Annotated in this window: 24 protein-coding genes; 6 read left to right on the plus strand and 18 right to left on the minus strand. The window is 70.2% G+C overall.

From position 1 onward, the window contains the following. Window positions 1–488 (plus strand): GerMN domain-containing protein (locus VGF64_02900; GenBank protein HEY1633680.1); only part of this gene is annotated, 488 nt, incomplete at its 5' end. Here the strand turns inward: VGF64_02900 and rsfS are convergent. Genes rsfS through VGF64_02915 form a run of 3 tightly spaced genes read right to left on the minus strand, consistent with a single transcriptional unit; the run spans window position 443 to window position 2438 of the window. Beyond that, complete coding sequence (gene rsfS / locus VGF64_02905) at window positions 443–895, minus strand: ribosome silencing factor (GenBank protein ID HEY1633681.1); 453 nt, start codon at window positions 893–895, stop codon at window positions 443–445. The genes VGF64_02900 and rsfS overlap by 46 nt on opposite strands. Then, the gene (gene nadD / locus VGF64_02910; protein HEY1633682.1) at window positions 892–1506 is read right to left on the minus strand and encodes a nicotinate-nucleotide adenylyltransferase; all 615 of its coding nucleotides are present in this window, start codon (window positions 1504–1506) and stop codon (window positions 892–894) included. Before nadD ends, rsfS begins: the two co-directional genes overlap by 4 nt. Before the next feature lie 2 nt (window positions 1507–1508). Continuing rightward, complete coding sequence (locus VGF64_02915; GenBank protein ID HEY1633683.1) at window positions 1509–2438, minus strand: TIGR03621 family F420-dependent LLM class oxidoreductase; 930 nt, start codon at window positions 2436–2438, stop codon at window positions 1509–1511. 76 nt (window positions 2439–2514) lie between these two features. Here VGF64_02915 and VGF64_02920 point away from each other — a divergent pair, with 76 nt between their 5' ends. The 3 genes from VGF64_02920 to VGF64_02930 all read left to right on the plus strand — a co-directional run bounded on the left by VGF64_02920 (window position 2515) and on the right by VGF64_02930 (window position 6108). After that, on the plus strand, window positions 2515–3852 hold the full coding sequence (locus VGF64_02920; GenBank protein HEY1633684.1) for a 3-deoxy-7-phosphoheptulonate synthase class II: 1338 nt from the start codon (window positions 2515–2517) through the stop codon (window positions 3850–3852). A gap of 80 nt (window positions 3853–3932) precedes the next feature. Beyond that, window positions 3933–4850: a sulfate adenylyltransferase subunit CysD gene (gene cysD / locus VGF64_02925; protein HEY1633685.1), complete on the plus strand. Its 918-nt coding sequence runs from the start codon at window positions 3933–3935 to the stop codon at window positions 4848–4850. A 1-nt stretch (window position 4851) separates the two neighbouring features. Beyond that, complete coding sequence (locus tag VGF64_02930) at window positions 4852–6108, plus strand: GTP-binding protein (GenBank protein ID HEY1633686.1); 1257 nt, start codon at window positions 4852–4854, stop codon at window positions 6106–6108. Window positions 6109–6139: 31 nt separating this feature from the next. Here VGF64_02930 and VGF64_02935 read toward each other — a convergent pair whose 3' ends face one another. The 4 genes from VGF64_02935 to VGF64_02950 are packed head-to-tail and all read right to left on the minus strand — an operon-like array spanning window position 6140 to window position 10410. Next, a complete protein-coding gene (locus tag VGF64_02935) occupies window positions 6140–6796 on the minus strand; it encodes a histidine phosphatase family protein (protein HEY1633687.1) in 657 nt (218 codons plus the stop codon). Further along, on the minus strand, window positions 6793–8214 hold the full coding sequence (locus tag VGF64_02940; protein HEY1633688.1) for a VWA domain-containing protein: 1422 nt from the start codon (window positions 8212–8214) through the stop codon (window positions 6793–6795). Before VGF64_02940 ends, VGF64_02935 begins: the two co-directional genes overlap by 4 nt. Window positions 8215–8224: 10 nt before the next feature. Then, window positions 8225–9136, minus strand: coding sequence for a MoxR family ATPase (locus VGF64_02945; protein HEY1633689.1), 912 nt, complete (start codon window positions 9134–9136; stop codon window positions 8225–8227). 5 nt (window positions 9137–9141) lie between these two features. Continuing rightward, window positions 9142–10410, minus strand: coding sequence for a glutamate-5-semialdehyde dehydrogenase (locus VGF64_02950; GenBank protein HEY1633690.1), 1269 nt, complete (start codon window positions 10408–10410; stop codon window positions 9142–9144). A gap of 172 nt (window positions 10411–10582) precedes the next feature. Between VGF64_02950 and VGF64_02955 the strand changes: the two genes are divergently transcribed. Both VGF64_02955 and VGF64_02960 read left to right on the plus strand, forming a co-directional pair. After that, entirely contained in the window at window positions 10583–11179 is a 597-nt protein-coding gene (locus VGF64_02955; protein ID HEY1633691.1) for a GNAT family N-acetyltransferase, read from the plus strand. Between the two features lie 48 nt (window positions 11180–11227). Further along, window positions 11228–12103 carry a PspA/IM30 family protein gene (locus VGF64_02960; GenBank protein ID HEY1633692.1) on the plus strand — a complete coding sequence of 292 codons (876 nt, stop codon included), beginning with the start codon at window positions 11228–11230 and terminating at the stop codon, window positions 12101–12103. Between the two features lie 142 nt (window positions 12104–12245). Here VGF64_02960 and proB read toward each other — a convergent pair whose 3' ends face one another. From proB to VGF64_03015, 11 genes are all read right to left on the minus strand, one after another. Further along, the gene (proB, locus tag VGF64_02965; GenBank protein ID HEY1633693.1) at window positions 12246–13394 is read right to left on the minus strand and encodes a glutamate 5-kinase; all 1149 of its coding nucleotides are present in this window, start codon (window positions 13392–13394) and stop codon (window positions 12246–12248) included. Window positions 13395–13449: 55 nt separating this feature from the next. Next, complete coding sequence (gene obgE / locus VGF64_02970; GenBank protein HEY1633694.1) at window positions 13450–14736, minus strand: GTPase ObgE; 1287 nt, start codon at window positions 14734–14736, stop codon at window positions 13450–13452. A 55-nt stretch (window positions 14737–14791) separates the two neighbouring features. Further along, the gene (gene rpmA / locus VGF64_02975) at window positions 14792–15049 is read right to left on the minus strand and encodes a 50S ribosomal protein L27 (GenBank protein HEY1633695.1); all 258 of its coding nucleotides are present in this window, start codon (window positions 15047–15049) and stop codon (window positions 14792–14794) included. A 9-nt stretch (window positions 15050–15058) separates the two neighbouring features. Then, window positions 15059–15397: a 50S ribosomal protein L21 gene (gene rplU, locus VGF64_02980; protein HEY1633696.1), complete on the minus strand. Its 339-nt coding sequence runs from the start codon at window positions 15395–15397 to the stop codon at window positions 15059–15061. 35 nt (window positions 15398–15432) lie between these two features. Continuing rightward, entirely contained in the window at window positions 15433–16683 is a 1251-nt protein-coding gene (locus tag VGF64_02985) for an Rne/Rng family ribonuclease (protein ID HEY1633697.1), read from the minus strand. Between the two features lie 831 nt (window positions 16684–17514). After that, a complete protein-coding gene (locus VGF64_02990) occupies window positions 17515–18231 on the minus strand; it encodes a TIGR03936 family radical SAM-associated protein (protein HEY1633698.1) in 717 nt (238 codons plus the stop codon). Continuing rightward, entirely contained in the window at window positions 18228–20222 is a 1995-nt protein-coding gene (locus VGF64_02995) for a TIGR03960 family B12-binding radical SAM protein (GenBank protein HEY1633699.1), read from the minus strand. Before VGF64_02995 ends, VGF64_02990 begins: the two co-directional genes overlap by 4 nt. A 90-nt stretch (window positions 20223–20312) precedes the next feature. Next, the gene (gene mrdA / locus VGF64_03000; protein HEY1633700.1) at window positions 20313–22271 is read right to left on the minus strand and encodes a penicillin-binding protein 2; all 1959 of its coding nucleotides are present in this window, start codon (window positions 22269–22271) and stop codon (window positions 20313–20315) included. After that, the gene (gene mreD, locus VGF64_03005) at window positions 22268–22801 is read right to left on the minus strand and encodes a rod shape-determining protein MreD (GenBank protein HEY1633701.1); all 534 of its coding nucleotides are present in this window, start codon (window positions 22799–22801) and stop codon (window positions 22268–22270) included. Before mreD ends, mrdA begins: the two co-directional genes overlap by 4 nt. Beyond that, window positions 22798–23634, minus strand: a complete 837-nt coding sequence (gene mreC / locus VGF64_03010; GenBank protein ID HEY1633702.1) for a rod shape-determining protein MreC — start codon at window positions 23632–23634, stop codon at window positions 22798–22800. Before mreC ends, mreD begins: the two co-directional genes overlap by 4 nt. An 11-nt stretch (window positions 23635–23645) precedes the next feature. After that, on the minus strand, window positions 23646–23991 hold a 346-nt coding region (locus tag VGF64_03015), incomplete at its 5' end, for a rod shape-determining protein (protein HEY1633703.1).

The following is a 23991-nucleotide window of genomic DNA, read 5'->3' on the forward strand; positions in this document are numbered from 1 at the left end:
CCATCAACCGCAAGGACATTCCCTTCGACCTGTTGGCACCGTCCACGACGATCGCCACGCCGGGCGCGCCGGGCGCCCGCGTGCCGATCAACGTCTACATGGTGGGGATCACGGGGCTGGTGCCGGTGAGCAGAGGCGTGCGGGTCCCGGCCACCCTGCCCGAGGCGCTGAGCGCCCTCCTGGACGGGCCCACCGACACCGAGGTGGCCGACGGGCTGCGCACCGCCATCACCGTACAGACCTCGGTGTCGGCCGGCCCCGTGGGCCTCGGGGTGGGCACCGTGGACCTGGGCGGCGCGTTCGGACAGGTGGGGGGCGAGGAGCAGATCCTGGCCGTGGCCCAGCTTGTCTTCACCGCCACCTCAGTGCCCGGCGTCACCAAGGTGCAGTTCACCCTGGCCGGCCGGCCCGTCGAAGTGCCCGCCGGCGACGGCACTCTGACTCAGGGTCCGCTCGGGCGCTCCGACTTCCCGTCGCTGGGTCGCTGATCCGTCTCCCGGCCGTTCTGCCAGGCCAGACGGGGCGCGTCGGCCCACAGCCGCTCGAGGTCGTAGTACCGCCGGGCTTCCTCGAGGAAGACGTGCACCACCACGTCGCCGTAGTCGAGCAGGATCCAGCGGGCGTCGTCGAGGCCCTCCACCCGATGGGGACCCCCGGCGCCGGCCGCCTTGACCTGCTCCTCGACCTCGTCGGCGATGGTGCGGACCTGGCGAGGGTTGCCGCCGCTGGTGATGACGAAGGCGTCGGTGACCGACAGGAGCGGACCCATCTCCAGGACGACGGTCGACTCGCCCTTCTTGTCGGCCGCGGCGCGAGCGGCCACGACCGCCAATGACCGGGCCCGGTCGTCACCGACCCGTCCCCCGAGTCCGCTCGGCATCTCGATCGTGCTCACCTACCGCCAGCGTACAGACCGCGCTTGCGGATGAGGCGGACCGCGGGTTCCGGTACGAGAAAGTCCAGCGGGCGGCCGTCCACGGCACGGGCGCGCAGGTCGGTGCTGGAGATGTCGATGCCCGGGATCTCCACGCTGACCATCTCCCATCCCGTCAGCGGCTTGGTCGGCCGGACTCCGGGGCGGTTGACGACGACCAGCGTCACCCGGTCGCGCACAGCCTCCATCCGCTCCCAGCTGTCCAGGTCGTCGGCCACATCGGCCCCGATGACGAGGAACAGCTCGGCTTCGGGATGGCGTACGGCCAGCTCGTCCAGCGTGTCAGCTGTGTAGGAGAGCCCACCGCGCTGGACCTCCAGGGGGCTCGCCTCGATCCCGTCCACGCTGGTCACCGCCGCCTCGACCACGGCATAGCGGTCGGGGGCGGGCGTCACGGTGCGGGCGTGCTTCTGCCAGGGCTGGTTGGCGACAACGAGGAGCACCAGATCGAGGTCGAGGGCATGACGGGCGTTGACCGCAGCCACGAGATGGCCGACGTGGACGGGGTCGAACGTCCCCCCGAAGACGCCGAGCCGTTCTCTGGGCCGTTCTCTGGGCGGCGTCGCCGGCAAGACTAGGTGCCGGCCAACCTGGCCACGACCGGAGCGAAGGCGTCGATGTCGCCATCGTGGACGACCCAGTAGCTGAAGCCGTACTCCTCGCGCCGGCGCACGATCGTCTCGCAGATCTCGTCCACGGTGCCGACCAGCGCGATCGGGACCTCCAGGATCTCCTCGGTGCTCAGGCCGAACGCGGGGGCCATGGACTCCAGCAGCTCCCGGCCGTTCGGGACCACCTGGACGGCGAAGGACAGCATCTGCAGCTCGAGCTCGTCGAAGCGCTTCCCGGCCGCCTCCCGGACCCACGACACCCGCTGGCGATAATGGGCGGCCGTCGCCGTGGCCGCCACCTCGGGGCCGACGTACCCGGCGGCCAGGCTCGGATTGATCCCCACGATGTCGGCCTCCCTGGCCGCCAGGGCGAGCACCCGGGGGCTTCCCCCACCGATGACGATGGGCGGATGGGGGTTGGACCGTGGCGGGGGCGCACCCGTGGCGTCGGCGATCTGGTAGTGCTCGCCGGCCACGCTGACCTTGCCCTCGGACCAGACCCCCTTGATGATGGCGACCGCCTCCTGCAGCCGGTCCACCCGCCGCCCCGGACGGTCGTACGAAAGGCCGGCCTCGTCGTAGTCGCTGCGCATCCAGCCCGCCCCGATGCCGAACTCGGTGCGCCCCTCACTCACCAGGTCGAGGGTGGCCATCTCCTTGGCGAGAAACAGCGGGTGGCGGTAGTCGTTGCCGAACACCAGCGAGCCCACCCGGAGGCGCTCGGTGGCCTCGGCGGCCACGGTCAGGGCGACCAGGGGGCCCCACTGGTCACCCAGGTGGTCGGGGACGTACAGGGTCGAGTACCCGAGCTCCTCCACCCGACGGGCCAGGTCCCGCCAGGCCGGGCCGCTCGCCGCCCGGCTGGCCTGCACTCCAAAGCGGAAGGGATGCACGCCCGGGAGGCTAGTTCAGCCTGCTCAACGCTTTGCCAACGGGGCCGTCCTCGGTCAGTCTGGGGTGGTGACCCCCGTGCACTGGCACCCGCGGAGCTGGCGGGAGCGGCCCGCCGCCCAGCAGCCACCGTGGCCCGACGAGACCGAGGCGGACGGCGTCCTCAAGCACCTGTCCACGCTCCCGCCGCTGGTATTTGCGGGCGAGGCCCGGCGGCTCACCCAGGCCCTGGCCCAGGCGGCACGGGGCGAGGCCTTCGTGCTCCAGGCCGGCGACTGTGCCGAGTCGTTCGCCGACCTCAACGCCGACTCCATCCGCGACAAGCTCAAGATCATCCTCCAGATGGCGGTTGTCCTCACCTACGGCTCCGGTGTACCGGTGGTCAAGGTGGGCCGCATGGCCGGGCAGTTCGCCAAACCCCGCTCACTGCCGACCGAGGACGTGGACGGGGTGGAGCTCCCGTCCTTCCGGGGCCACATCGTGAACGACGAGGCGCCCAACCCCGAGGCGAGAGCAGCCGACCCCGGCCGCATGGTCGCCGCCTACCACCAGTCGGCGACCACGCTCAACCTCCTGCGGGCCTTCACCAAGGGCGGCTTCGCCGACCTCTCCCAGGTCCATACCTGGAACCAGCAGTTCGTGGCGTCCAGCGCCCAGGGCCGTCGCTACGAGGCCGTGGCCGGCGAGATCGACCGGGCCCTGCGGTTCATGCGGGCCTGCGGCATCGATCTCGAGGCGGAAGCCACCCTCCACCAGGTCGAGTTCTGGACCTGCCACGAGGCGCTGCTCCTCGGCTACGAAGAAGCCCTCACCCGGGAGGACTCGCTGACCGGGGACTGGTACGACTGCTCGGCCCACATGCTCTGGGTGGGCGACCGCACCCGGCAGCCCGACGGCGCTCACGTCGAGTTCTTGTCAGGGCTCCACAACCCGATCGGCGTCAAGATCGGCCCCAGCTCCACCGTTGGCGACGTCCTCGACGTGTGCGAGCGTCTCGACCCCGAGCGCCAGCCCGGCCGTCTCACCCTCATCACCCGCCTGGGTGCGGCCAACGTCGAGCGGACGCTGCCCCCGCTGCTGCAGGCGGTCGCCGAGGCTGGCCACCCCGTCGTGTGGGTCTGCGATCCCATGCACGGGAACACCTTCCTCAGCGACGGGGGCCGCAAGACCCGCCGCTTCGACGACGTTCTGGCCGAGATCCAGGGGTTCTTTGCCGCCCACCGGGCCCAGGGCACGTGGCCGGGCGGCGTCCATGTGGAGCTGACCGGCGACGACGTGACCGAATGCCTGGGCGGCGCCGAGGAGGTCCTGGAAGACCACCTCGACCTGCGCTACACAACCACTTGCGATCCCCGCCTGAACGCTCGCCAGTCCCTGGATCTCGCCTATCGGGTGGCCGAGCTGCTGCGGTCCTGAGCCCCAGCCAGGCCGTCCCGGCGAGGCAATTCGGGATCCCGGGCAGGAAATCCCGACCAGAGAACTAAACTTTCCCTCCAGTGTCCCTGGCTCCCGCCTACGAGCTGTCCAACCTCGACGCCCTGGAGGCCGAGGCCGTGTTCATCTTCCGTGAGGTGGCGGCCGAGCTGGAGCGCCCCGTGCTGCTGTTCAGCGGGGGCAAGGACTCGATCGTGCTCCTGCGTCTGGCCGAGAAGGCCTTTCGGCCCGGTCGCTTCCCCTTCCCCGTCATGCACGTCGACACGGGGCACAACTTCGACGAGGTCCTGGAGTTCCGCGACCGACGTATCGCCGAGCTGGGCGAACGCCTCTTGGTGGCTTCGGTGCAGGACTCGATCGATCAGGGACGGGTCGCCGAAGAGGAAGGACCGAGGGCGTCGCGCAACCGGGCCCAGACGGTCACGCTCCTCGACGCCATCGCCGAGGGGGGCTACGACGCCTGCTTCGGGGGAGCCCGGCGCGACGAGGAGAAGGCCAGGGCCAAGGAGCGTGTCTTCTCGGTCCGCGACGAGTTCGGACAGTGGGATCCCAAGAACCAGCGCCCCGAGCTGTGGTCGCTGTACAACTCGCGCATTCGCCAGGGCGAGCACATCCGGGTCTTCCCGCTGTCCAACTGGACCGAGCTCGACATCTGGCAGTACATCGAGCGCGAGCACCTCGAGGTGCCGCCGATCTACTTCGCCCACCGCCGGACGGTGTTCCCCCGCGATGGGATGCTGCTCGCCACCGGACCCTACGTCCAGCTCCTTCCGGGTGAGGAATCTTTCGAGGCGATGGTCCGCTACCGGACCGTGGGCGACATGACCTGCACCGGCGCCGTGGAGTCCACCGCCACCACGGTGGCCGACATCGTCACCGAGGTGGCCGCCACCAGGCTCACCGAGCGGGGTGCCACCAGGGCGGATGACCGCGTCTCCGAGGCGGCCATGGAGGATCGCAAGCGCGAGGGGTACTTCTGACATGCGTGCCGATCTCCTGCGCCTGACGACCGCAGGTTCCGTCGACGACGGCAAGAGCACCCTGATCGGACGCCTGCTGTACGACGCCAAGTCGCTGTTCGAGGATCAGATCGAGGCTGTCGAGCGCACGAGCACGCAGTGGGGCTTCGACTACGTCAACCTGGCCCTGCTGACCGACGGGCTGCGCGCCGAGCGGGAACAGGGCATCACGATCGACGTCGCCTACCGCTATTTCGCCACACCCCGGCGCAAGTTCATCATCGCCGACACTCCGGGGCATGTGCAGTACACCCGCAACATGGTCACGGGTGCCTCGACGGCCGAGCTGGCGCTCATTCTCGTCGACGCCCGCAAGGGCCTCACCGAGCAGAGCCGCCGCCACGCCGTCGTGGCCAACCTCCTGCGCATCCCGCACATGGTCGTGTGCATCAACAAGATGGACCTGGTCGACTGGGACCAGAAGGCGTTCGACACCATCAAGGACGACTTTCGCCGCTTCGCCAGTCGCTTCGACGTCACCGACATCGTGTTCATCCCCGCCTGTGCCCTTCACGGCGACAACGTCGTCGAGCGGTCGGCCAACATGGCCTGGTACCAGGGGACTCCGCTGTTGCACCACCTGGAAGAGGTGCACATCGCCTCTGACCGCAACCTTGTCGACGTGCGGTTCCCCGTCCAATACGTCATCCGGCCACACAACGACGCCCATCACGACTACCGCGGCTACGCGGGGCAGCTGGCCGCCGGTGTGCTGCGCGTTGGCGATGAGGTCGTGGTGCAGCCGTCGGGTCTCACCTCGAAGGTCGCGGCCATCGACACCTACGACGGGCCCGTCGACGAGGCGTTCCCACCCATGTCGGTCACGGTGCGGCTCGAGGATGACATCGACATCTCACGGGGCGACATGCTCTGCCGTCCCCACAACCAGCCCGTGGTCGGCCAGGACATCGAGGCGATGGTGTGCTGGTTGACCGATCGCCCGCTCCAGCCGAACGGGCGCTATGCGCTGAAGCACACGACGCGCTCGGTCCGGGCGGTGGTGAAAGAGCTCCGCTATCGGCTCGACATCAACACCCTGCATCGCGACGAGCAGTGCAGCGGGTTGGGGCTCAACGAGATGGGCCGGCTCCACCTGCGGGTCACGGCCCCGCTCATGTTCGACGACTATCGGCGCGACCGGGCGACCGGCAGCTTCATCCTGGTCGACGAGACGACCAACGCCACGGCCGGGGCGGGGATGATCCTCGGTCCCGCCTGAGGGGTCCCAGACCGGCGCTGCGGCGACTTGCTCAGTCGAGCGCGGCGACGGTTGCCAGGTGGGCGCTGTCGTTGTAACGGAGGAGCCGCCATCTCCCGTCCTCGCGCTCCCACTCGGTGATGGACGCGTTGCGGGTGCGGAGGTCGAGGCCGGTGCCGCCGTGGGCCAGACCGAGGAAGGCCACCAGCGAGGCGTTGACCACGCCGCCGTGGCAGGCGACGACGACGGTCTCGCCATCGTGGCGCTCCGCCAGCGCCCGCAGGGTCCTGTCGACGCGTCGGAGGAGTCCCGACCAGCTCTCGCCGCCGGGCGACAGCGGGCGGTCGGGGTCGAGGCGGAAGTCCGGCCTCGGGTAGAGGTGAGAGAACTCCTCCCACGTCATCCCGTCGCACTCACCGGGGTGCAGCTCGCACAGGTCACAGTCGGTCGTGAGGTCGAGATGGCCGAGCGCCGGCGCGATGATCTCGGCCGTCTGGATCGCCCTGGGCAGCACGCTGGCGTAGAGGGCATCGGCCCGACGCATCTCGCCGGTCTCCTCCCAGCGGGCCCGCAAGGCCTCGGCCTGGGCCACGCCCAGCGCGGAGAGGCCGGTGCAGCCGAGATGGCCCCCGACGATTCCCTCGGCGTTGCAGTTGGCCTCGCCGTGGCGGACGAGCACCAGATGGGTGGACGGCTCGGGAGCCGTCAATCGAGCTCCTCGACGAAGTGCTCGAGTTGGCGCAGGTTGCGGCACTCGAACGTGCCGTCGCAGTGGGCGGCGTACTCGGAGAGGATCGAGTCACCGGTGTCCCAGTAGGAGCGGGGCTCGGGATCGAGCCAGTAGACGTGCCGGGCCCGGCGACGAACCTCTTTCAGCACCCACGACTGGGAGGCGTGATAGTTGTTGCGGGCGTCCCCCAGCAGGATCACGCTGGTCTTTGGGGAGATCTCCCGACCCCACCGTTCCCAGAATGTCTCGAGGGCGTGCCCGTAGTCGGAGTGGCCGTCGACCCAGACCACGTCGGCCTCGGTGTTCACCCGATGCACCGCCTCGGTGATGTCCTCGGCTCCCTCGAAGAAGCGGGTGACCTCGTCGATGCCGTCGATGAAGACGAAGCTACGGACCTTCGAGAACTGGGAACTGATGGCGTGGGTGAGCTGCAGCGTGAAGCGGGCGAAGGCGGCGACCGACCCGGAGATGTCTGCGATGACGAAGATCTCGGGCTTCGCCGGTCGCGGGTAGCGGAACTTGGGCTCCGCCGGCACCCCGCCGTAGGACAGCGAGTGACGCATTGTGTTGCGGAAGTCGAGCGGCCCCTTGCGCCCGTGGCGCCGTTTGCGGGCCAGTCGCACCGCCAGCTTTCTCGTGAGCGGGTGGATGGCGCGACGAAGGGCCATCATCTCGTCGCGCGACGCGTGCATGAAGTCGACGTCCTCCGGCAGCGGCTTGCGGAGGGTCTTCGCCACCGCCTGGGCGCCACGGTCGGCAACCAGCCTGCGGCGGATCTCGGCCTCCACCTCCTTGCGGAGGCGGTCGATACGCGACTCGTACTCGTCCTTGGCGAGCCGCTGCTCCAGCGGCGTCAGCCCCCCGGACGCCTCCTGGGCCCCTTCCATCAAACGGGCGAGGACGGCATCGAGGTCGAGCTTTCGCAGGGTGCGGTAGAGGTAATACGTCCCGCCCACGGGTCGACCCGGCTCCATGCCCGAGAACCGCGTGACGGCCTGGCGGGCCACCGCGGACAGCACCGCGTCGTCGGCGTCCATGAGGGCCCGGTAGAGCAGCTCGGCCAGCTGCTCGGGGCTCATGGCGTCCATCGCCCCACCGCGTGCGAGCGATCGATCCTCTCCTGGGACGCGACGGCCGTCCCCGTTGCCGTCGCCGTCCTCGGCTTGGATGTCCCACTGGGGACCTCGCAGCGAGAAGTACACCTCGAAGACGGTCTCGAACGCTTTCCAGTGCGAGTTGCTCTTCACGAGAGTCGCACCCAGCGCGTACTTGAAGGCCTCGCGATCCTCCAGCGGGATGTGGCGCACCGCCTCGGTAGCGTCCAGGTTCTCGGTCAGCGAGACGGGCAGGCCAGCTGCCCGGAGCTCGGAGATGAACCCGGCGAGAAGATCGAGCACGTCGCCGCGGTCAGGCGCCCTCGGCGACCGAGAGCTCCTTGGTCGCCTTCTCGATGTCGGTGCGGTACTTGAGGAGGATGTGCAGCGTGTCCTGGGCCTGCTCGGCGCCGATCGATTCGGCTCCGAGGAGCACCAACGTCCTGGCCCAGTCCAGCGTCTCGGACACCGATGGGTGCTTCTTGAGCTCGAGGCTGCGCAGCGAGCGCACGATGCGCACGATCTGGTCGGCCAGGTGATCGGAAATCTCCGGCACCCGGGTCATCACGATCGCCTTCTCCCGCTCGAGCTCGGGGTAGTCGATGTGAAGGTAGAGGCAGCGCCGCTTGAGCGCCTCGGAGAGCTCGCGTGTGTTGTTCGAGGTGAGGAAGACCAGTGGCAGCTGCGTCGCGGCCACCGTGCCGAGCTCGGGAATGGAGACCTGGTAGTCGGACAGGACCTCGAGCAGCAGGGCCTCGGTCTCCACCTCGACCCGGTCGACCTCGTCGACCAGCAGCACGACCGGGTCGGTGGCCCGGATGGCCTCGAGGAGGGGCCTGGTCAGGAGGAAGTCCTCGCTGAAGATGTCCTCCTCCAGGTCACTCCACGATCCGCTCGGGGCGCTCGAGGCCGTCGCGCCGTCGCCGGACTCGACCACCCGCTGGGCCTGGATGCGCAGGAGCTGCTTCTTGTAGTTCCACTCGTAGAGGGCCTTCGACTCGTCCAGACCCTCGTAGCACTGCAGACGGATGAGCCGGCTCTGCGTCATCGCGGCGACGCTCTTGGCCAGCTCGGTCTTGCCCACTCCGGCCGGGCCCTCGATGAGCACGGGCTTGCCCAGCCGGTCGGCGAGGTACACGACCCCGGCGATCCCCTCGTCGGCGAGGTACGAGACGCTCGCAAGGCCCTCGCGCACAGCGGGCACCGACTCGAAGCGCGGCCCCATCGATGTCACGTTCGTACCTGCCCTTCTCCCTGGATCACGTACTTGACGGTGGTCAGCTCGCGGAGACCCATCGGTCCGCGGGCGTGCAGCTTCTGGGTGCTGATGCCGATCTCTGCCCCGAGGCCCAGCTCGCCGCCGTCGACGAAGCGGGTCGAGGCGTTCACCAGGACAGCGGCCGCGTCCACCTCCCGGGTGAAGCGGGTCGCCGCCCCCAGGTCCTCGGTGACAATGGCCTCCGAGTGACCCGAGCCGTAGCGGCGAATGTGGTCGATTGCGCGGTCAAGCGAATCGACCACGGCGACGCTCAGCTTGAGGTCGAGGAACTCGGTGGCGAAGTCGTCCTCGGTCGCTTGCTTGATGCCGGGGAGGATCCGCACCGCCCGCTCGTCGCCCACCATCTCGACCCCGTCCAATGCCCGTTGGGCCTTGGGCAGGAACGACTCGGCCACGTCCCGGTGCACGAGCAGGGACTCGGCCGCGTTGCAGACGCTCGGCCGCTGGGTCTTGGCGTTGACCACGATGGCCAGGGCAGTTTCGAGGTCGGCGCGGGCGTCCACGTAGACGTGGCAATTGCCGTCGCCGTCGATGATGTAGGGCACGGTGGCGTGCTCGAGCACCGAGGCCACCAGGGAGCGCCCGCCACGCGGGACCAGGCAGTCGATCATCCCCCGCAGCTGCATGAACTCCCGAGCGGACTCCCTGCTCCCATCCTCGACCAGGACCACGGCATCCGGCGGGAGCCCGGCCTTGGCGATGCCCTCTCTGAGGAAGCCCGCGATCGCCTGATTGGACCGGATCGCGGCCGACGAGCCCCGCAGGAAGGCGGCGTTCCCAGACTTGAGGCAGAGCCCGGCCGCGTCGCTGGTGACGTTGGGCCGGTTCTCGTAGATGATGCCGACCACGCCGAGCGGGACCCGGACCCGGCTGACCCGCAGTCCGTTGGGCCGGACCCAGCCCTCCACGACCTCGCCCACGGGGTCGGGCAGGGCGGCCACCTGGCGCAGTCCCTCCGCCATCGCCTCGACCCGCGCCGGGTTGAGCCGAAGCCGGTCGACGACTGTCGGGGTGGTCTCCGATCGCTCCGCCCGGGCCACGTCCTCGGCGTTGGCAGCCATCAGGTCGTCCGCGCCCCGGATGATCAGGTCAGCGGCGGCGGCCAGGGCGGCGTCCTTGGCCCCGGTGCTGGCCCCAGCCAGCTCCTGGGACGCTCGCAGGGCGCGACGGCCCAGGTCGGCGAGCGAAGGGGGACTGGAGGTGGAGCGGGTCGACGCCACTGCGCCCAGCCTAACCTGACGATTGCGGGCTCTTGACCGCTCGGTCTAGCGATCAGGCCGGCGGTGGGGTTGGGGTCCCCGCCGCCCTCTCCTTGCCGAAAACCGGCAGAGCGAGGAAATGGGGTCCGGCTCGGGGCGGCGAAACCGCCGCCGATACAGCCATACTTTGGGCGTGAGCACGCCGGCTATCAGGAAAGCGGACCGTGCGGACGTGGCGGCGCTGGCCGGCGCCCTGGCCCGCGCCTTCGATGACGATCCTGTCATGGCCTGGCTCTTCCCCGACCCGTCCAGGCGGAGGCTGACCCTGCCCCGGTTCTTCTCCGCCCACCTGACCAAGATGGTGCTGCCTCACGGGGAGGTGTACACGACCGGCGACGTGGCGGGAGGGGCCCTGTGGGAGCCGCCCGGCAAGTGGCGCCTCGGGGTGCGTGGCCAGCTGCGAATGCTGCCCGACTTCATCCGCCTGTTCGGAACTCGCCTCGCCCTCGCCTCACGGGGGCTCAACCTCGTCGAGGCCAGCCACCCCCAGGAGCTGCACTGGTACCTGGCCGTGCTGGGCACAGACCCCGTCCACCAGGGGCAGGGGGTCGGCTCCACCTTGATGACCCCGATCCTCGAGCACTGCGACCAGAAGGGGATGCCCGCCTATCTGGAGTCGTCCAAGGAGGCCAACATCGCCTTCTACAGCCGTCACGGCTTCAAGGTGACCGGGGAGATCCGGCTACCCGGCGGGCCCCTGGTGTGGCCGATGTGGCGCCCGGCCGCCTGACAGGGCGCAGAGCCCGGCAACCAGCACCGAAGGCGTAGCATCGGGTCCATGGCCAATCTGATCACCCGGTGGGGCCGCTACTGGAGCGCCCGACTGAACAGCAGGTTCAACGAGAAGGCGGACCCCAAGATCCAGCTCGAGCAGGCGATCGGCGACGCCCAGCAGCAGCACCGCCGGCTGACGGAGCAGGCGGCCAACGTCATCGCCAATCAGAAGCAGACCGAGATGCGGCTCAACCGGTCGATGGAGGAGCTGGGCAAGATCAACAACTCGGCTCGTCAGGCGGTGCTGATGGCCGACGACGCCACCAAGAAGGGGGACACGGCCAGGGCGGGCGAGCTCACCCAGGCGGCCCAGGCCTTCGCCAACCGGCTCGTCGCGACCGAGCGGGAGGTCGACTCCCTGAAGACCCTGCACCTCCAGTCGGCCCAGGCGGCCGAGCAGGCCAAGCAGGCCGTGGTGCAGAACTCGGCGGCGCTCCAGACCAAGCTCACGGAGCGCCAGAAGCTCCTGTCACAGCTCGATCAAGCCAAGATGCAGGAGCAGATGAACCGGGCGATGACGACGCTGTCGGCATCGGTGGGCCAGGACGTCCCCACCCTCGGCGAGGTCCGGGACAAGATCGAGGCCCGGTACGCCAGGGCCCTGGGCGCATCCGAGCTCGGGTCCCAATCGGTGGAGGGTCGCATGCTCGAGGTCGAGCAGGCCCAGATCAACACCGAGGCCGACACGCGCCTGGACCAGATCCGCGAGCAGCTCGGCCTGGCCCCGGCCAGTCCGCCGGCCGGCCTCGAGAGCGGGAGCAGCGGAGCGCTGGGCGCCGGGGCCGCCGCCGAGCAGACCGACGATGCCAGCGCCGGCGCGCCGGGGCAGAAGCCGGAGGCCCCGACCCCGGCCAACCCTCCGGGTGAGAGCTCGAAGTAGGGCAGTCTCGAGTGGCCAGCGCCGCCAAGGCTGGCTGCCGTAGCGGTCCAGGTGGACGACGTCGCGGACCGGGTTGCGGGTCGTCGGACCGTACCGGCCCCGGGGCCAACCCAGGGCGGCGATGCAGCACCCGGCGCGACGCCTACGCCAGCAGCACGAGGTCGTCGCGATGCACGACCTCGTGAGGCAGGTCGTCGGGGAGCTCGTCGGTTCGCCGTCCCCGCCACTCGGTGAGGCGGCGGCTCGGCATCCGGGCCAGTCCCTTGGCGAAGACCTCTCCGGCCGCGGTGGTGACCTCCACCGCGTCGTCGGCCTCGAAGCTCCCCTTCACCGCCACGACGCCGGCGGGAAGCAACGAGGTGCCCCGCTCGGTGAGGGCCCGGCGGGCTCCCTCGTCGACCATGATGGTGCCGGCCGCGTCCACGGCGAAGGCGATCCACAGCTTGCGGGCGGGGAGCCGACGATCACGAGCCCGGACGACGGTTCCCACGCCCGGTCGGCCCGTCACCGCGTCGGCGAGCACGGCGGGCCGATCGGCGGCGGCGATGACCACCCGGATCCCGGACCACACGGCGATCTTTGCCGCCGCCAGCTTCGAGGCCATCCCGCCGCTCCCCCGCTCGCTGCCCGCGCCCCCTGCCATGCGCTCCAGCTCCCTGTCCACCTCGACCACCTCCTGGATCAGCGAGGCTTCCGAGTCGAGGCGAGGATCGGCTGTCAGCAGACCGGGAGCGTCGGTGAGCAGGACGAGGACATCGGCGCGCACCAGGTGGGCCGTGAGCGCGGCCAGGCGGTCGTTGTCCCCGAAGCGGATCTCGTCATCCGCGATGGCGTCGTTCTCGTTCACCACAGGGACCACGCCCAGCTCGAGCAGGCGGGTGAGCGTCTGACGGGCGTGGAGGTACTGCTGACGGTGCACGAAATCCAGTGGGGCCAGCAGCACCTGACCGCCGACCAGCCCGTGGGTGGCCAGCAGGTCGTCGTAGACCCGCATGAGGCGGCTCTGGCCGACCGCCGAGATGGCCTGGAGGGTCGCCAGATCGGTGGCCCGAGCTTCCGACCGACGAACGTCCCGGATGCCCAGGGCCGGTCGGCCCGCGGCGATGGCGCCGGAGCTGACCACCACGACCTGGTGGCCGGCCGCCCGGACGTCGGCGACCTCGGCGCACAGCTTGGTGACGGCGGTCCCGTCGACCCGGCCTCCCGTGTCGGTCACCGAGGACGACCCGATCTTGGCTACCACGATCACGGCTGTGTCCCGGCGGCTTCGCCGCCCCGGGCGGGGCCCCATCCCCGCCCTCCTCCGACGAGGCGGGGACCCGGACCCCGCCGCCGGCCGTGCTCGCTCAACGGTCCGGCTCGTACGTGAACGTGAAGCCACCCACGTGCACCACGTCCCCTTCGCGGGCACCGGCGCGGGCGAGCGCCCGGTCGACCCCGAGTCGATGCAGACGGCGCTGGACGTGGTCGAGCGCCTGGACGTCGGTGAGATCGCTCACGGCCACGGCCCGCTCGGCCGGGCGGCCCCGCACGACGAAGCCCCCGTCGTCGGCGCGCTCGACGTCGACGCCTTCGGGTTCCGGACGGTGCACGACAATGGTCTGGAGCGGCGCGTGGGCAGCGCGGGCTTTGTTCACCAGGTCCGCCAGCTGTCCGAGGAATGGTGCCAGACCGGCGCCGGTCACGGCCGAGATGCGCGTCTGCGGCTGGCCGGGCGGGCCGGGCTGTCCATCGGGAGATGGACCCTCGGCGTCGGGGCCCAGGAGGTCGACCTTGGAGCCCACGACCAGTCGGGGCCGGTCGACCAGCTCGGGCCGGTAGCGGCCGAGCTCCTCGAGGAGGACGCGCTCCTGCTCCTCCGCCGGGACGCCGTCCATCGGCGCCAGGTCGAGGAGCACCACCAGCACGCGCGCCCGCTCGACGTGGCGGAGGAAGCGATGACCGAGACCCCTGCCCGCACTCGCTCCCGCCACGAGGCCCGGGATGTCGGCGACGACCAGGTCGGTCTGATCGGTCGACGAGCCCGTTCGCACCACACCGAGGTGGGGCTCGAGGGTCGTGAAGGGGTAGTCGGCGATCTTGGGCCGGGCGGCCGAGATGCGCGAGATGAGTGTGCTCTTGCCGGCGTTCGGGAAGCCGACCAGGGCGACGTCGGCCATGAGCTTGAGCTCGAGATCGAGCCACCGCTCCTCGCCGACCTCTCCCTGCTCCGCGAACGAAGGGGCTCGCCGCCGGTTGGACAGGAAGCTGGCGTTGCCGCGCCCGCCCCCTCCCCCCCGAGCCGCCAGCCACCGCTCACCGACGGTCGCCAGGTCGGCCACGGCGTCGCCGGCGAGCGTCCGTACCACCGTCCCCTCGGGAACCCCTACGGTGGTGTCCGCCCCGGCGCGACCGTGGCGCTTCTTGCCCCCGCCGTGTGTTCCGTCGGCGGCACGACGATGAGGGTGGTCCCGGAACGCCAGCAGGGATGCCACATCGGTGGTCGCGGCCAGCCACACGTTGCCGCCGCCACCGCCGTTGCCACCGTCGGGGCCGCCTCTGCTCACGTGGGCCTCTCGCCGGAACGAGACCGCGCCAGCTCCCCCGTTACCCCCCTTGACGTGAAGCTGGGCCTCGTCGACGAACCCGGACATATTTCCGAGACTACCGGCGAGCCCTGCACGGGCCCCGGCGGAGCGCGGCGGCCGTCTAGCCCTGGTCGGGCAGGATGTCGACGAGCTTGCGGCCCTTCCGGGTGCCGAACTTCACGGTCCCTCGGGCGGTCGCGAACAAGGTGTCATCATCACCCCGGCCGACGTTCAGACCGGGATGGAACCGGGTCCCTCGCTGGCGGACGATGATCGACCCCGGCTTCACCAGCGTGCCGTCGAAGATCTTCACGCCGAGCCGCTGGGCCGCGGAGTCCCGGCCGTTCCTGGTCGAGCCTCCACCCTTGGTCTTGGACATCTTCTTCTCCTATGCCCGGCGCCTGGCCGTCGCCCCCGACGGCCCGCTGATGCCGGTGATCTCGATCGTGGTGTAACGCTGGCGGTGACCCCAACGCCGTCGGTTGTTCGTCTTGGGCTTGTAGGTGAACCCGTTCACCTTGGGCCCCTTCTCCTCCCCGAGGACCCGGGCCTCGACCGAAGCGCCGGCCAGGGCGTCGGGCCCGGCCAGCACGGTCTCGCCGTCGACCACCAGGACGGGTGTGAAGGAGACCTCGTCCCCCACGTCCAGCCCCAGGCGCTCGACCAGGACCCGCTCGCCCTCGGTCACGCGCGCCTGCTTGCCGCCTGTGGCGATCACTGCGTACATGGCACCAGAGAGTAGCAAGGACGCCCCCTGCGGCCTCACAGCAGCGATTCGTCGAAGACGATCCCCCGCCCGTTGCACGTGGGGCATTGCTGGGTGAACGACTCGACCAGCCCCTCAGAGACCCGCTTGCGGGTCATCTCCACCAGTCCGAGGTCGGAGACGTCAGAGACCTGGGTCCGGGTCTTGTCACGGGCGAGCGCTTCCCGGAAGACCCGTGCCACCTCGGCCCGGTTCGCCCGGACCTCCATGTCGATGAAGTCGATGACGATGATGCCCCCGATGTCCCGCAGCCGCAGCTGGCGGGCGATCTCCTCGGCGGCCTCGAGGTTGTTGCGGTAGACGGTCTCTTCCAGGTTCGAGGTGCCGACGTTCTTGCCCGTGTTGACGTCGATGACGGTCAGGGCTTCTGTGCGCTCGATGATGATCGAGCCACCCGAGGGGAGCCACACCTTGCGATCGAGGGCCTTGTGGAGCTGCTCGTGGATGTGATGACGCTCGAAGAGCGGCAGCGCCTCGGCCTCGGTGTCGTAGAGCTCGACCCGGTCGGTCAGCTCCGGGCTGATGCTGGCCACGTAGTCCCGGACCTCGTCGTAGAGATCGGGGTCGTCGATCACCACGCCGCGGTACTGGCGGTTGAACTCCTCGCGGATCACCCGTACAGCGGTGTCGGGCTCGCGGTAGAGCAGTGAGGGAACCGTCATCCCCTTCGCCTGGGCCTCGATCCCCTGCCACTCGGCCACCAGCCGGGCCACGTCTCGACCGAGCTCGGCGGCCGAGGATCCCTCGGCAGCCGTGCGCACGATCAGCCCGTGGCCGGCGGGCCGCACCTCGTCGAGGATCCGCCGCAGGCGTTTGCGCTCGTCATCGTCGAGCCGCCTCGAGATCCCGTACGTATCGCTGTTCGGAACGAGCACGACGAACCGTCCGGGAAGCGACACCTCCTGGGTGAGGCGCGCTCCCTTGGTCCCGATCGGGTTCTTGGTGACCTGACAGAGGATGTGCTGGCCGGGGCGGAGCAGCTGCTCGATCCGGGCGTCAGCCCGCTTGCCGCCTTCCAGCACGTCCTCGGGGTCGTAGCGGACGTCACCCCGGTACAGCACTGCGTTCTTGGGCGTCCCGATGTCGACGAAAGCCGCCTCCATCCCCGGTAGCACGTTCTGCACGCGCCCGAGGTAGATGTTCCCGTCGATCAGCGTCTCGTCGTCCTGCGGCCGCGACAGGTAGTGCTCGATGAGGGAGCGACCCTCGAGCACGGCCACCTGGGTGGCGTTGGGCCGCACGTGCACGCACATGAGATAGCGGCCGACGGGGCGGCCGTTTCGCTCCCGACCGCGGCTCCGGCCCCCAGGCTGACGCTCGGGTTCCGGTCCGTCGCCGGCAACGGCCGCGCTGGTCTCGACGACCTCGGGGCCCGCCCTTGCCGTGGGCTCCGCCGCCGGCGCCCGGCCTCGCCCGCTGCGCCGCCGCCTGGTCCGCTGCTCGCCGCCCGGCTCGGGCGCGGCCCCTGAGCTGGCGTCGGTGTCTGAGCCCTCGAGCGGGGCTCCGCTTCGCCTCCGACCGCCACCGCCTCGCGACGTCTGCCGACCCCCGGGAGGCCTGCTCCGGGCCGGCGGCGGGGCCGGCCGGGTGTCCCCGATCTTCGGCCTCGGGGGGCCGCCGCGAGCGCGAGGCCCCGCGTCGGTGGCTGCAGGCTCGGCGGCCCCGGGCTGGTGACCCGGGCCTGCCCGGTTGCCCGGGGCGGTCTCCTCGGCCGCGGCCGGCGAGTCGGCTGCCGCCGCCTCGTCGCCGGCTGGCCCGTCTGGCTGGCCTCCCGGGCCAGCTGTGTCATCTGGCCGGCCTCCCGGGCCGGCTGCCGCGGCCTCGTCGCCGGCTACGGAACGGCGAGTCGAGCGACCCCGACCCCCCCGGGACCCCCGCCGCCGAGGGCGGGAACGGGCGTCGTCATCGGCGTCATCGGCTGGTCGGGTGCTGGAGGAGCCAGAGTCGGTCGACTTCGGCTCAGCGCGGTCCTCGGCGGGCCCTGGATTCGAGGGCCCCTCGGAGGGCTGGTCGTGTTCCGGGGCCGGACCGCGGTCGGACCGGCCCGTGGACGGGTCGGGCATCAAGAACGTCCCTTCTCATGACGCACGCTCCCAGGCGTGCGGCGCGTGCGTCGCACCGGGTGGGAGTGGCTCCCACCGGGCGCCGTCGCGCTCGATCCATTGGTGAGTCCTGCGGACCCGGCCCAGCTCGAGTCCAGGCCCGAGGGCCTGGAGAAGCTCGTGCGGACGGACCCCGCGGGGGTGAGTGGCGAGCTCGGTGTCCAGCAGGGTGCCCACCTGCAGGCCCTCGAGCACGCCGAGGGAGACGATCGCCGGTCGCAGGTCATCGGTGACCTGGCGGCCCTTGCGTTCCCGGGTGACGAGCAACTGGCTGGCCCTCAGCGCGTCCTCCACCAGGCCGGCCAGGCGTGCCGGACCCGCCCCGACGACCTCGACCTCCCAGGTGCAGGAGGTGACATCGTGCTGGAGTGACGGGACCCGCCCGTCGAGCACGGCGGTCGCCACCACGTCGACCCCGTCGGGCAACGCCTCGCCGAGCGCCGCCGGCAGGGTGGCGAGGTCATCGGGTCGGCCCTCCTGGCCGGCCAGCTCGACGTCGAGGTACTCGGCGACCGACTCGTGCCCGGTGGGCAGGGCCAGCCCGAAGCTGAGCCGGGGTCGGGGTGAGAACCCCTCGGTGTAGGCGACGGGCAGCCGGACCCGGCGCAGGGCCCGCTCCCACATGCGGGCGACGTCACGGTGGCTCGTCCACCGGACCTTCCCCGTCTTGGCGAAGCGGATCCGTAGCCTCATCGCCGGATCCTCCCCGTCTCGCTCGGGCCGCCCCGGCCGACCGAGACGGCCTCCCGGCCCGGCAGGAGGGTGACCGGGACCGCACCGCCGGTGGTGAGATCCTGGCCGGTCCCCTGGCTCCCGCCGGCGGGGGGCACGGGCGAGGCCACCACGTGCTCGATGCCGTAGCCGGTGCAGGCACCGCAGTCGTAACAGGGCGTCCACCGACAGTCCTCGACGCCAGCTTCTGCCAGAGCGTCTTCCCAGTCCTGCCAAAGGAAGTCGCGATGCAGCCCGGCGGAGATGTGCTCCCATGGCAGGAGCTCGTCGGGATGGCGATGACGATGCACGTAGTCGTCGATGGACAGCCCGTGGGCCGCCATCGCCTCCTCCCACAGCGGCAGGCGAAAGTGCTCGGACCACTCCTGGAACGTCCCACCCCGGCGCCACACGTCCTCGATCACCGGCCCGAGGCGCCGATCGCCCCTGCTGGCGATGCCCTCGACGAGGGTCGCCTCGGGATCGTGCCATCGCAGGTTCAGCCCACGGTCACGCCGGGTGGCGTCGCGCAACAGCCGGATCCGGCGCTGCAGCTCGGCCGTGCTCGTCTGGCCGAACCATTGGAACGGCGTCTGCGGCTTGGGCACGAAGCCACCAACCGACGCGGTGACGGTCACGTTTCGGGCGTGACGACGGCCGATGGCGACGCAGTTGCGGGCCAGCTCGGCGATCCCGAGCACGTCCTCGTCGGTCTCGGTGGGCAGTCCGATGAGGAAGTACAGCTTCACCCGCTGCCAGCCCTGCGAGAAGGTGGACTCCATCGCTCCGTAGAGGTCTTCCTCGCGGATGAGCTTGTTGATCACCTGGCGCATGCGCCAGGTCCCACCTTCGGGTGCGAAGGTGAGGCCGGTGCGGCGGACCTTCTGGATCTCGGTCGCGACACCAACCGTGAACGCATCGACACGCAGGCTGGGCAGGCTCACCGAGACTTGGCCCGAGCACATGGGATCGTTGATCACGTCACCGACGACCGATTCGATGCCGGAGTAGTCCGCGCTCGACAGCGAGGTGAGGCTGACCTCGTCGTAGCCGGTGCGGGCGAGCCCGTCACTCACCATCTGCCGCACCTGCGGTGCGGGCCGTTCGCGGACCGGTCGGGTGATCATCCCCGCCTGGCAGAACCGGCACCCTCGCGTGCAGCCGCGGAAGATCTCGACGTTGAGACGGTCGTGGACCACCTCGGTGAGCGGGACCAGCTGCCGCTTGGGATAGGGCCAGGCCGCCAGGTCGGAGATCGTCCGCTTCTCCACCCGCTCGGGCACATCGGGGTACCGCGGGGTCACCGCCACCAACCGCCCGCTCTCGTAGGCGACCTCGTACATCGACGGCACGTACACGCCGGGCACCTTGGACAGGGCTCGCAACACCTGCGGGCGGGAACCGGGTGTTCGGCCGCTGGCCTTCCACTCCCGCACGACCTCGGTGATGTCGCTGACGACCTCCTCGCCGTCACCGATCACGAACAGGTCGACGAAGTCCGCCAAGGGCTCCGGATTGAAGGCGCAGTGTCCGCCGGCCGCCACGAGCGGGTCGTCGGGGCCGCGCTCCGCGGCTCGCACCGGGACCCCCGCCAGGTCGATGCAGTTGAGCACGTTGGTGTAGACGAGCTCGGCGGACAGGTTGAAGGCGAGCAGATCGAAGTCGCCACCGGGGCGGTGGGTGTCGACCGAGAACAGGGGGACCGAGCCCGCCCGCATGAGGGCCTCCATGTCGACCCAGGGGGCGTAGGCGCGTTCGGCCACGGCATCAGGCCGCTCGTTGAGTATCTCGTAGAGGATCTGCAGACCCTGGTTGGGCAGCCCGATCTCATAGGCGTCGGGGTAGACGAGGAGCCACGACGTGATGCCGGCCTCGTGGACCGGTCGCTGGGCTCCGTCCTCGCAGCCGATGTAGCGAGCCGGCTTGCCCACCTTGGCCAGGAGCGGCTCTATCCGAGGCCAGAGTGAGGTCATCTGCATCCCGAGTGTAGCCAGCACCCCAGGCCCGACCTCGACACCCGGGATCGAGGGCTCCTCCTGCCGGCGCTGGGTCGCCTCACGTCCTCACGGCGTCAGGGCCGCTCCTGGCGCCCCCACCGGGATGACGGGCGGGAGGGGCGGCGAGGGCGCTGACGGGCCCGGGACCGGGCTCGCCTTCGGCTTCACCGGGTTGGCCATGAGGTAGTCGTAGATGGCTCGGACCACGGGTGCGGCCGCGGACGCTCCGTAGCCGGCTTGGTCCATGATGACCCCCACCGCGTACTGCGGGTTGGTGGCCGGGGCGAAGGACATGAACAAGGAGGTCGGCTGCTGGCCGACGTGGCTGGCGGTACCCGTCTTGCCCGCCACCGGGAAGACGTTCTGGGGGAAGCCGGCGAACGTCGCCCCCGCCGTCCCCCCCGGCTGGGTGGCACCCTCGAACCCGGCCAGCATCGGATCGCGGGTGCTGGGGGGCAGGGGGACGTGACGGGCGACCACCGGCGAGAACGTCTTCACCGGGTTCCCATTGGCGTCGAGGGCGTCGGCCGCGACACGGGGGTCGTACACCGTGCCTCCGTTTGCAAACGAGGCGTAGGCGTTGAGCAGCTGGAGCGGCGTGACGACGGTCCCACCCTGACCGAAAGCCATCTCCACGCTGTCTCCGGCGTACCAGCCGGCATTGGGGAAGGCCTTGGGGTTCTCGGCGTGGAGCTTCTGGCGGATCTCGGGGCTGTCCACTCGCCCGACCGATTCTCCGGGAAGGTCGACCCCTGTCGGCACTCCGAGCCCGTAAGTGTTGGCCACGTTCTGGATGGCGCTGTCGCCGTACTTGGCCCGCTGGTTCCAGAACTCGTCCCCCAGGTTGTAGAAGTAGTAGTCCGACGAGGCGGCGATCGCCTGGGCCATGTTCACCTGCCCCACGCCCTCGCTCTCAAGGGTGCACGCCCCTGTCGTGCAGCCAGGGATCGTGTAGCTGCCCGTGTCGTCCACCGTGGTGTCGGGGGAGATGAGCCCGCTGTCGAGAGCGGCGGTCGCCGTGGTCATCTTGAACGTCGAGCCGGGGGTGTAGAGGCCGGAGATGGCCCGGTTGATCAGGGGGTAGTTGCCGGCGGGATTCTGCAGGTTGGCGTAGGCGGCCGAGCTGATGCCGCCCACCCAGACCGAGGGGTTGTAGCTCGGGAGCGAGGCCATGGCCAGCACCGAGCCGTCTCGCGGATCGAGGACAACCGCGACTCCGGTGGCGGCTCCCAATGTCCCGAGCTCCTGTCCGAGCGCGCTCTCGACCTCACGCTGGAGCCCGAGGTCGATGCTCAGCTGCACGTCGTGACCGGGTGCGGGCGGAGTCGAGCTCAGGGTCCCGGAGACCTGGCCGCCAGCGTTGACCAGCAGGCGGGTGGTGCCGGGCTGACCCCGCAGCCACTGCTCGGCGGACGATTCCACGCCGCTCTGCCCGTACAGGTCGCCGGGCTGGTACCCCTGGCCCTGGTGCGCGGCCAGCTCGGTGGAGTTGATGGGAGAGACGTAGCCGGCGACCTGGGCGGCCGTCGACCCGAAGGGATAGGAGCGATCGGGAAGCGACTCGGCATCGACACCGGGAAAGTCGCTCTGGTGCTCTTTGATGTAGATGGCGATGTCGTTGGTGACGTTGTCCTTCACCGGCACCGGCTTGAACTGGCTGTACTTGGGATCGTTGAGCTGCTGCTGGATCTGGGCCGTGGTCAGCCCGAGAAGGACCGCCAACCGGGCCACAACGTCCGGATGGATCCTGGCCGTATCCCGGCTCAGGGTGATCGCCTGGGTCACGGAGTTGTCGACGAGCACCCGGCCGTAGCGGTCGACGATCCGCCCGCGCGGCGCGGGGTCGTAGACGTTGCGCACGCCGTTGCTGATGGCGGCGCTCTGGAACCGAGGTGAATCGAGCACCTGGAGGTACCAGAGGCGCACGAACATGGCGACGAAGAGCCCGGCCACGACCAGGCCGACGAGGCCCAGGCGGAGCCGGGTCGAGTCACGCTCCCGCCCGCCGAAGCCGACCGGCTTCATCGGCTCTCGCTCCGCACCGGCGTGTACCAGCTGCCGGCGGGCCGGCCGAGGTCCATCGCCCACCGGGCGAGCCGGGCGGTCGGCGCCGCCAGGAGACCGTTGACGACGGCGACCACGATGGTGACGGTGACCAGATGCTCGTGGAGCATCTGCCCCTCGCCCACCGCGGCCCCGAGGCCGGCGAAGAGCAACACCCCGGCGGCGCTCGCCGATGTCGCTATCAGCGGCGTTATCCACCAGCCTCCGCCGACACGGTCGCTCTCGGTCATGCCGACGCCGAAGCCGACCAACGTGTAGACGAGCGCCGACAAGCCGAAGGGTGTGCCCACGAACAGGTCGGCCAACAGCCCCGTCACGAAACCCATGGCCGCTCCCCGCTCGGAGCCACCGACGAGCCCGAAGGCGATCGGCAGCAGCAGCAGCAGGTCAGGATGGGCGCCGCGGATCTTCAAGCCCGCCAGCAGCGCCTCTTGGATGGTCAGGACGACCGCGACCAGCAGGATTACCCGCCCCCGAAGCAGTGCGGTCACGACTTGGGGGCCCACTGCATGACAGCGACGAACTGCAGGTGGGCGAGGTCGGCGACCGGGGCGAGGGTGACTGCCTGCTGGAACGAGCCTCGCGGCACACCGCTGGTCAGCACGGTCCCGATGGGGACGCCTGGTGGATAGATGCTCTGCTGGAGGCCGCTCGTGAGCATGAGCTCACCCTTGTCGACCGGCACCTGCGGCGGGATCAGGTCAACGCGCACCGGCGAGCCCGTTCCCTGGCCAGCGGCCACGGCCAGATCGCCGGCGGGCCCGAAGCGCACACCGATGTTGGACGTCGGGTCCGTGATGAGCAGGACCGTCGAGCGGCTTCTCGACGCCACCACGACCCTGCCCACCAGGCCCGATCCCGACACCACGGGCATCCCCGTATCGATGCCGGCATCGCGGCCCTTGTTGAGCTGGATGCTGGCCTCGAAGTTGGAGGAGGAGTTGGACACGACCTCGGCCGGCACAGTGGGGACGTTCTGGGCCCAGGGCAGGTTCAGGGTCTTGAGCAGCGCCTGATAGCTGGATTGGGCATCGGCCGACTGGAGGGCCTGGGTCTGAAGGCGGCTGTTCTCCGCCCGCAGGCGGGCGTTCTCGGACTGCAGCGACCCATAGTGTGCGGCCCCGTCGAAGAAGTTGCCGATCGGTCGGGTGACGTCTCCGACGGCGGACTGCACCGGAGCGAACGCGTCGAGGGCGTCGCCCTTGATCGAGTTGATCACCGAGTCGGCGTGGCCGCGGTAGGCGATAGTGATGATCGTCACCGCCGCCAGCACCAGCAACAGCAGTGTGAACCTGGGCCGGGTCGAGCGTCGGGTCAGCGCCACGACGCCACCCGCTACCGCGAGCTGGAGGAGATCAGGACCTGCTTCAGGGCCTCGAACTCCTCGAGGCATTGGCCGCTCCCGATGGCAACGGAGTGCAGCGGATCCTTGGCCACGACGATCGGCATCCCGGTCTCGCTCTGTAAGCGGGTGTCGAGGCCGTGGAGCATGGCGCCACCACCCGTGATCACGATGCCCGACTCCATGATGTCGGCGGCCAGCTCCGGCGGCGTCTTGTCCAGGGTCACCTTCACGGCGTCCAGGATCGATCCCATCGGCTCGTCAATGGCTCGGCGGATCTCCTCGGTAGTGGTCACGATCGTCTTCGGCAGACCGGTGATCAGGTCGCGGCCCCGGATC

This window comes from Acidimicrobiales bacterium (assembly GCA_036491125.1).
Taxonomy (GTDB): domain Bacteria; phylum Actinomycetota; class Acidimicrobiia; order Acidimicrobiales; family AC-9; genus AC-9.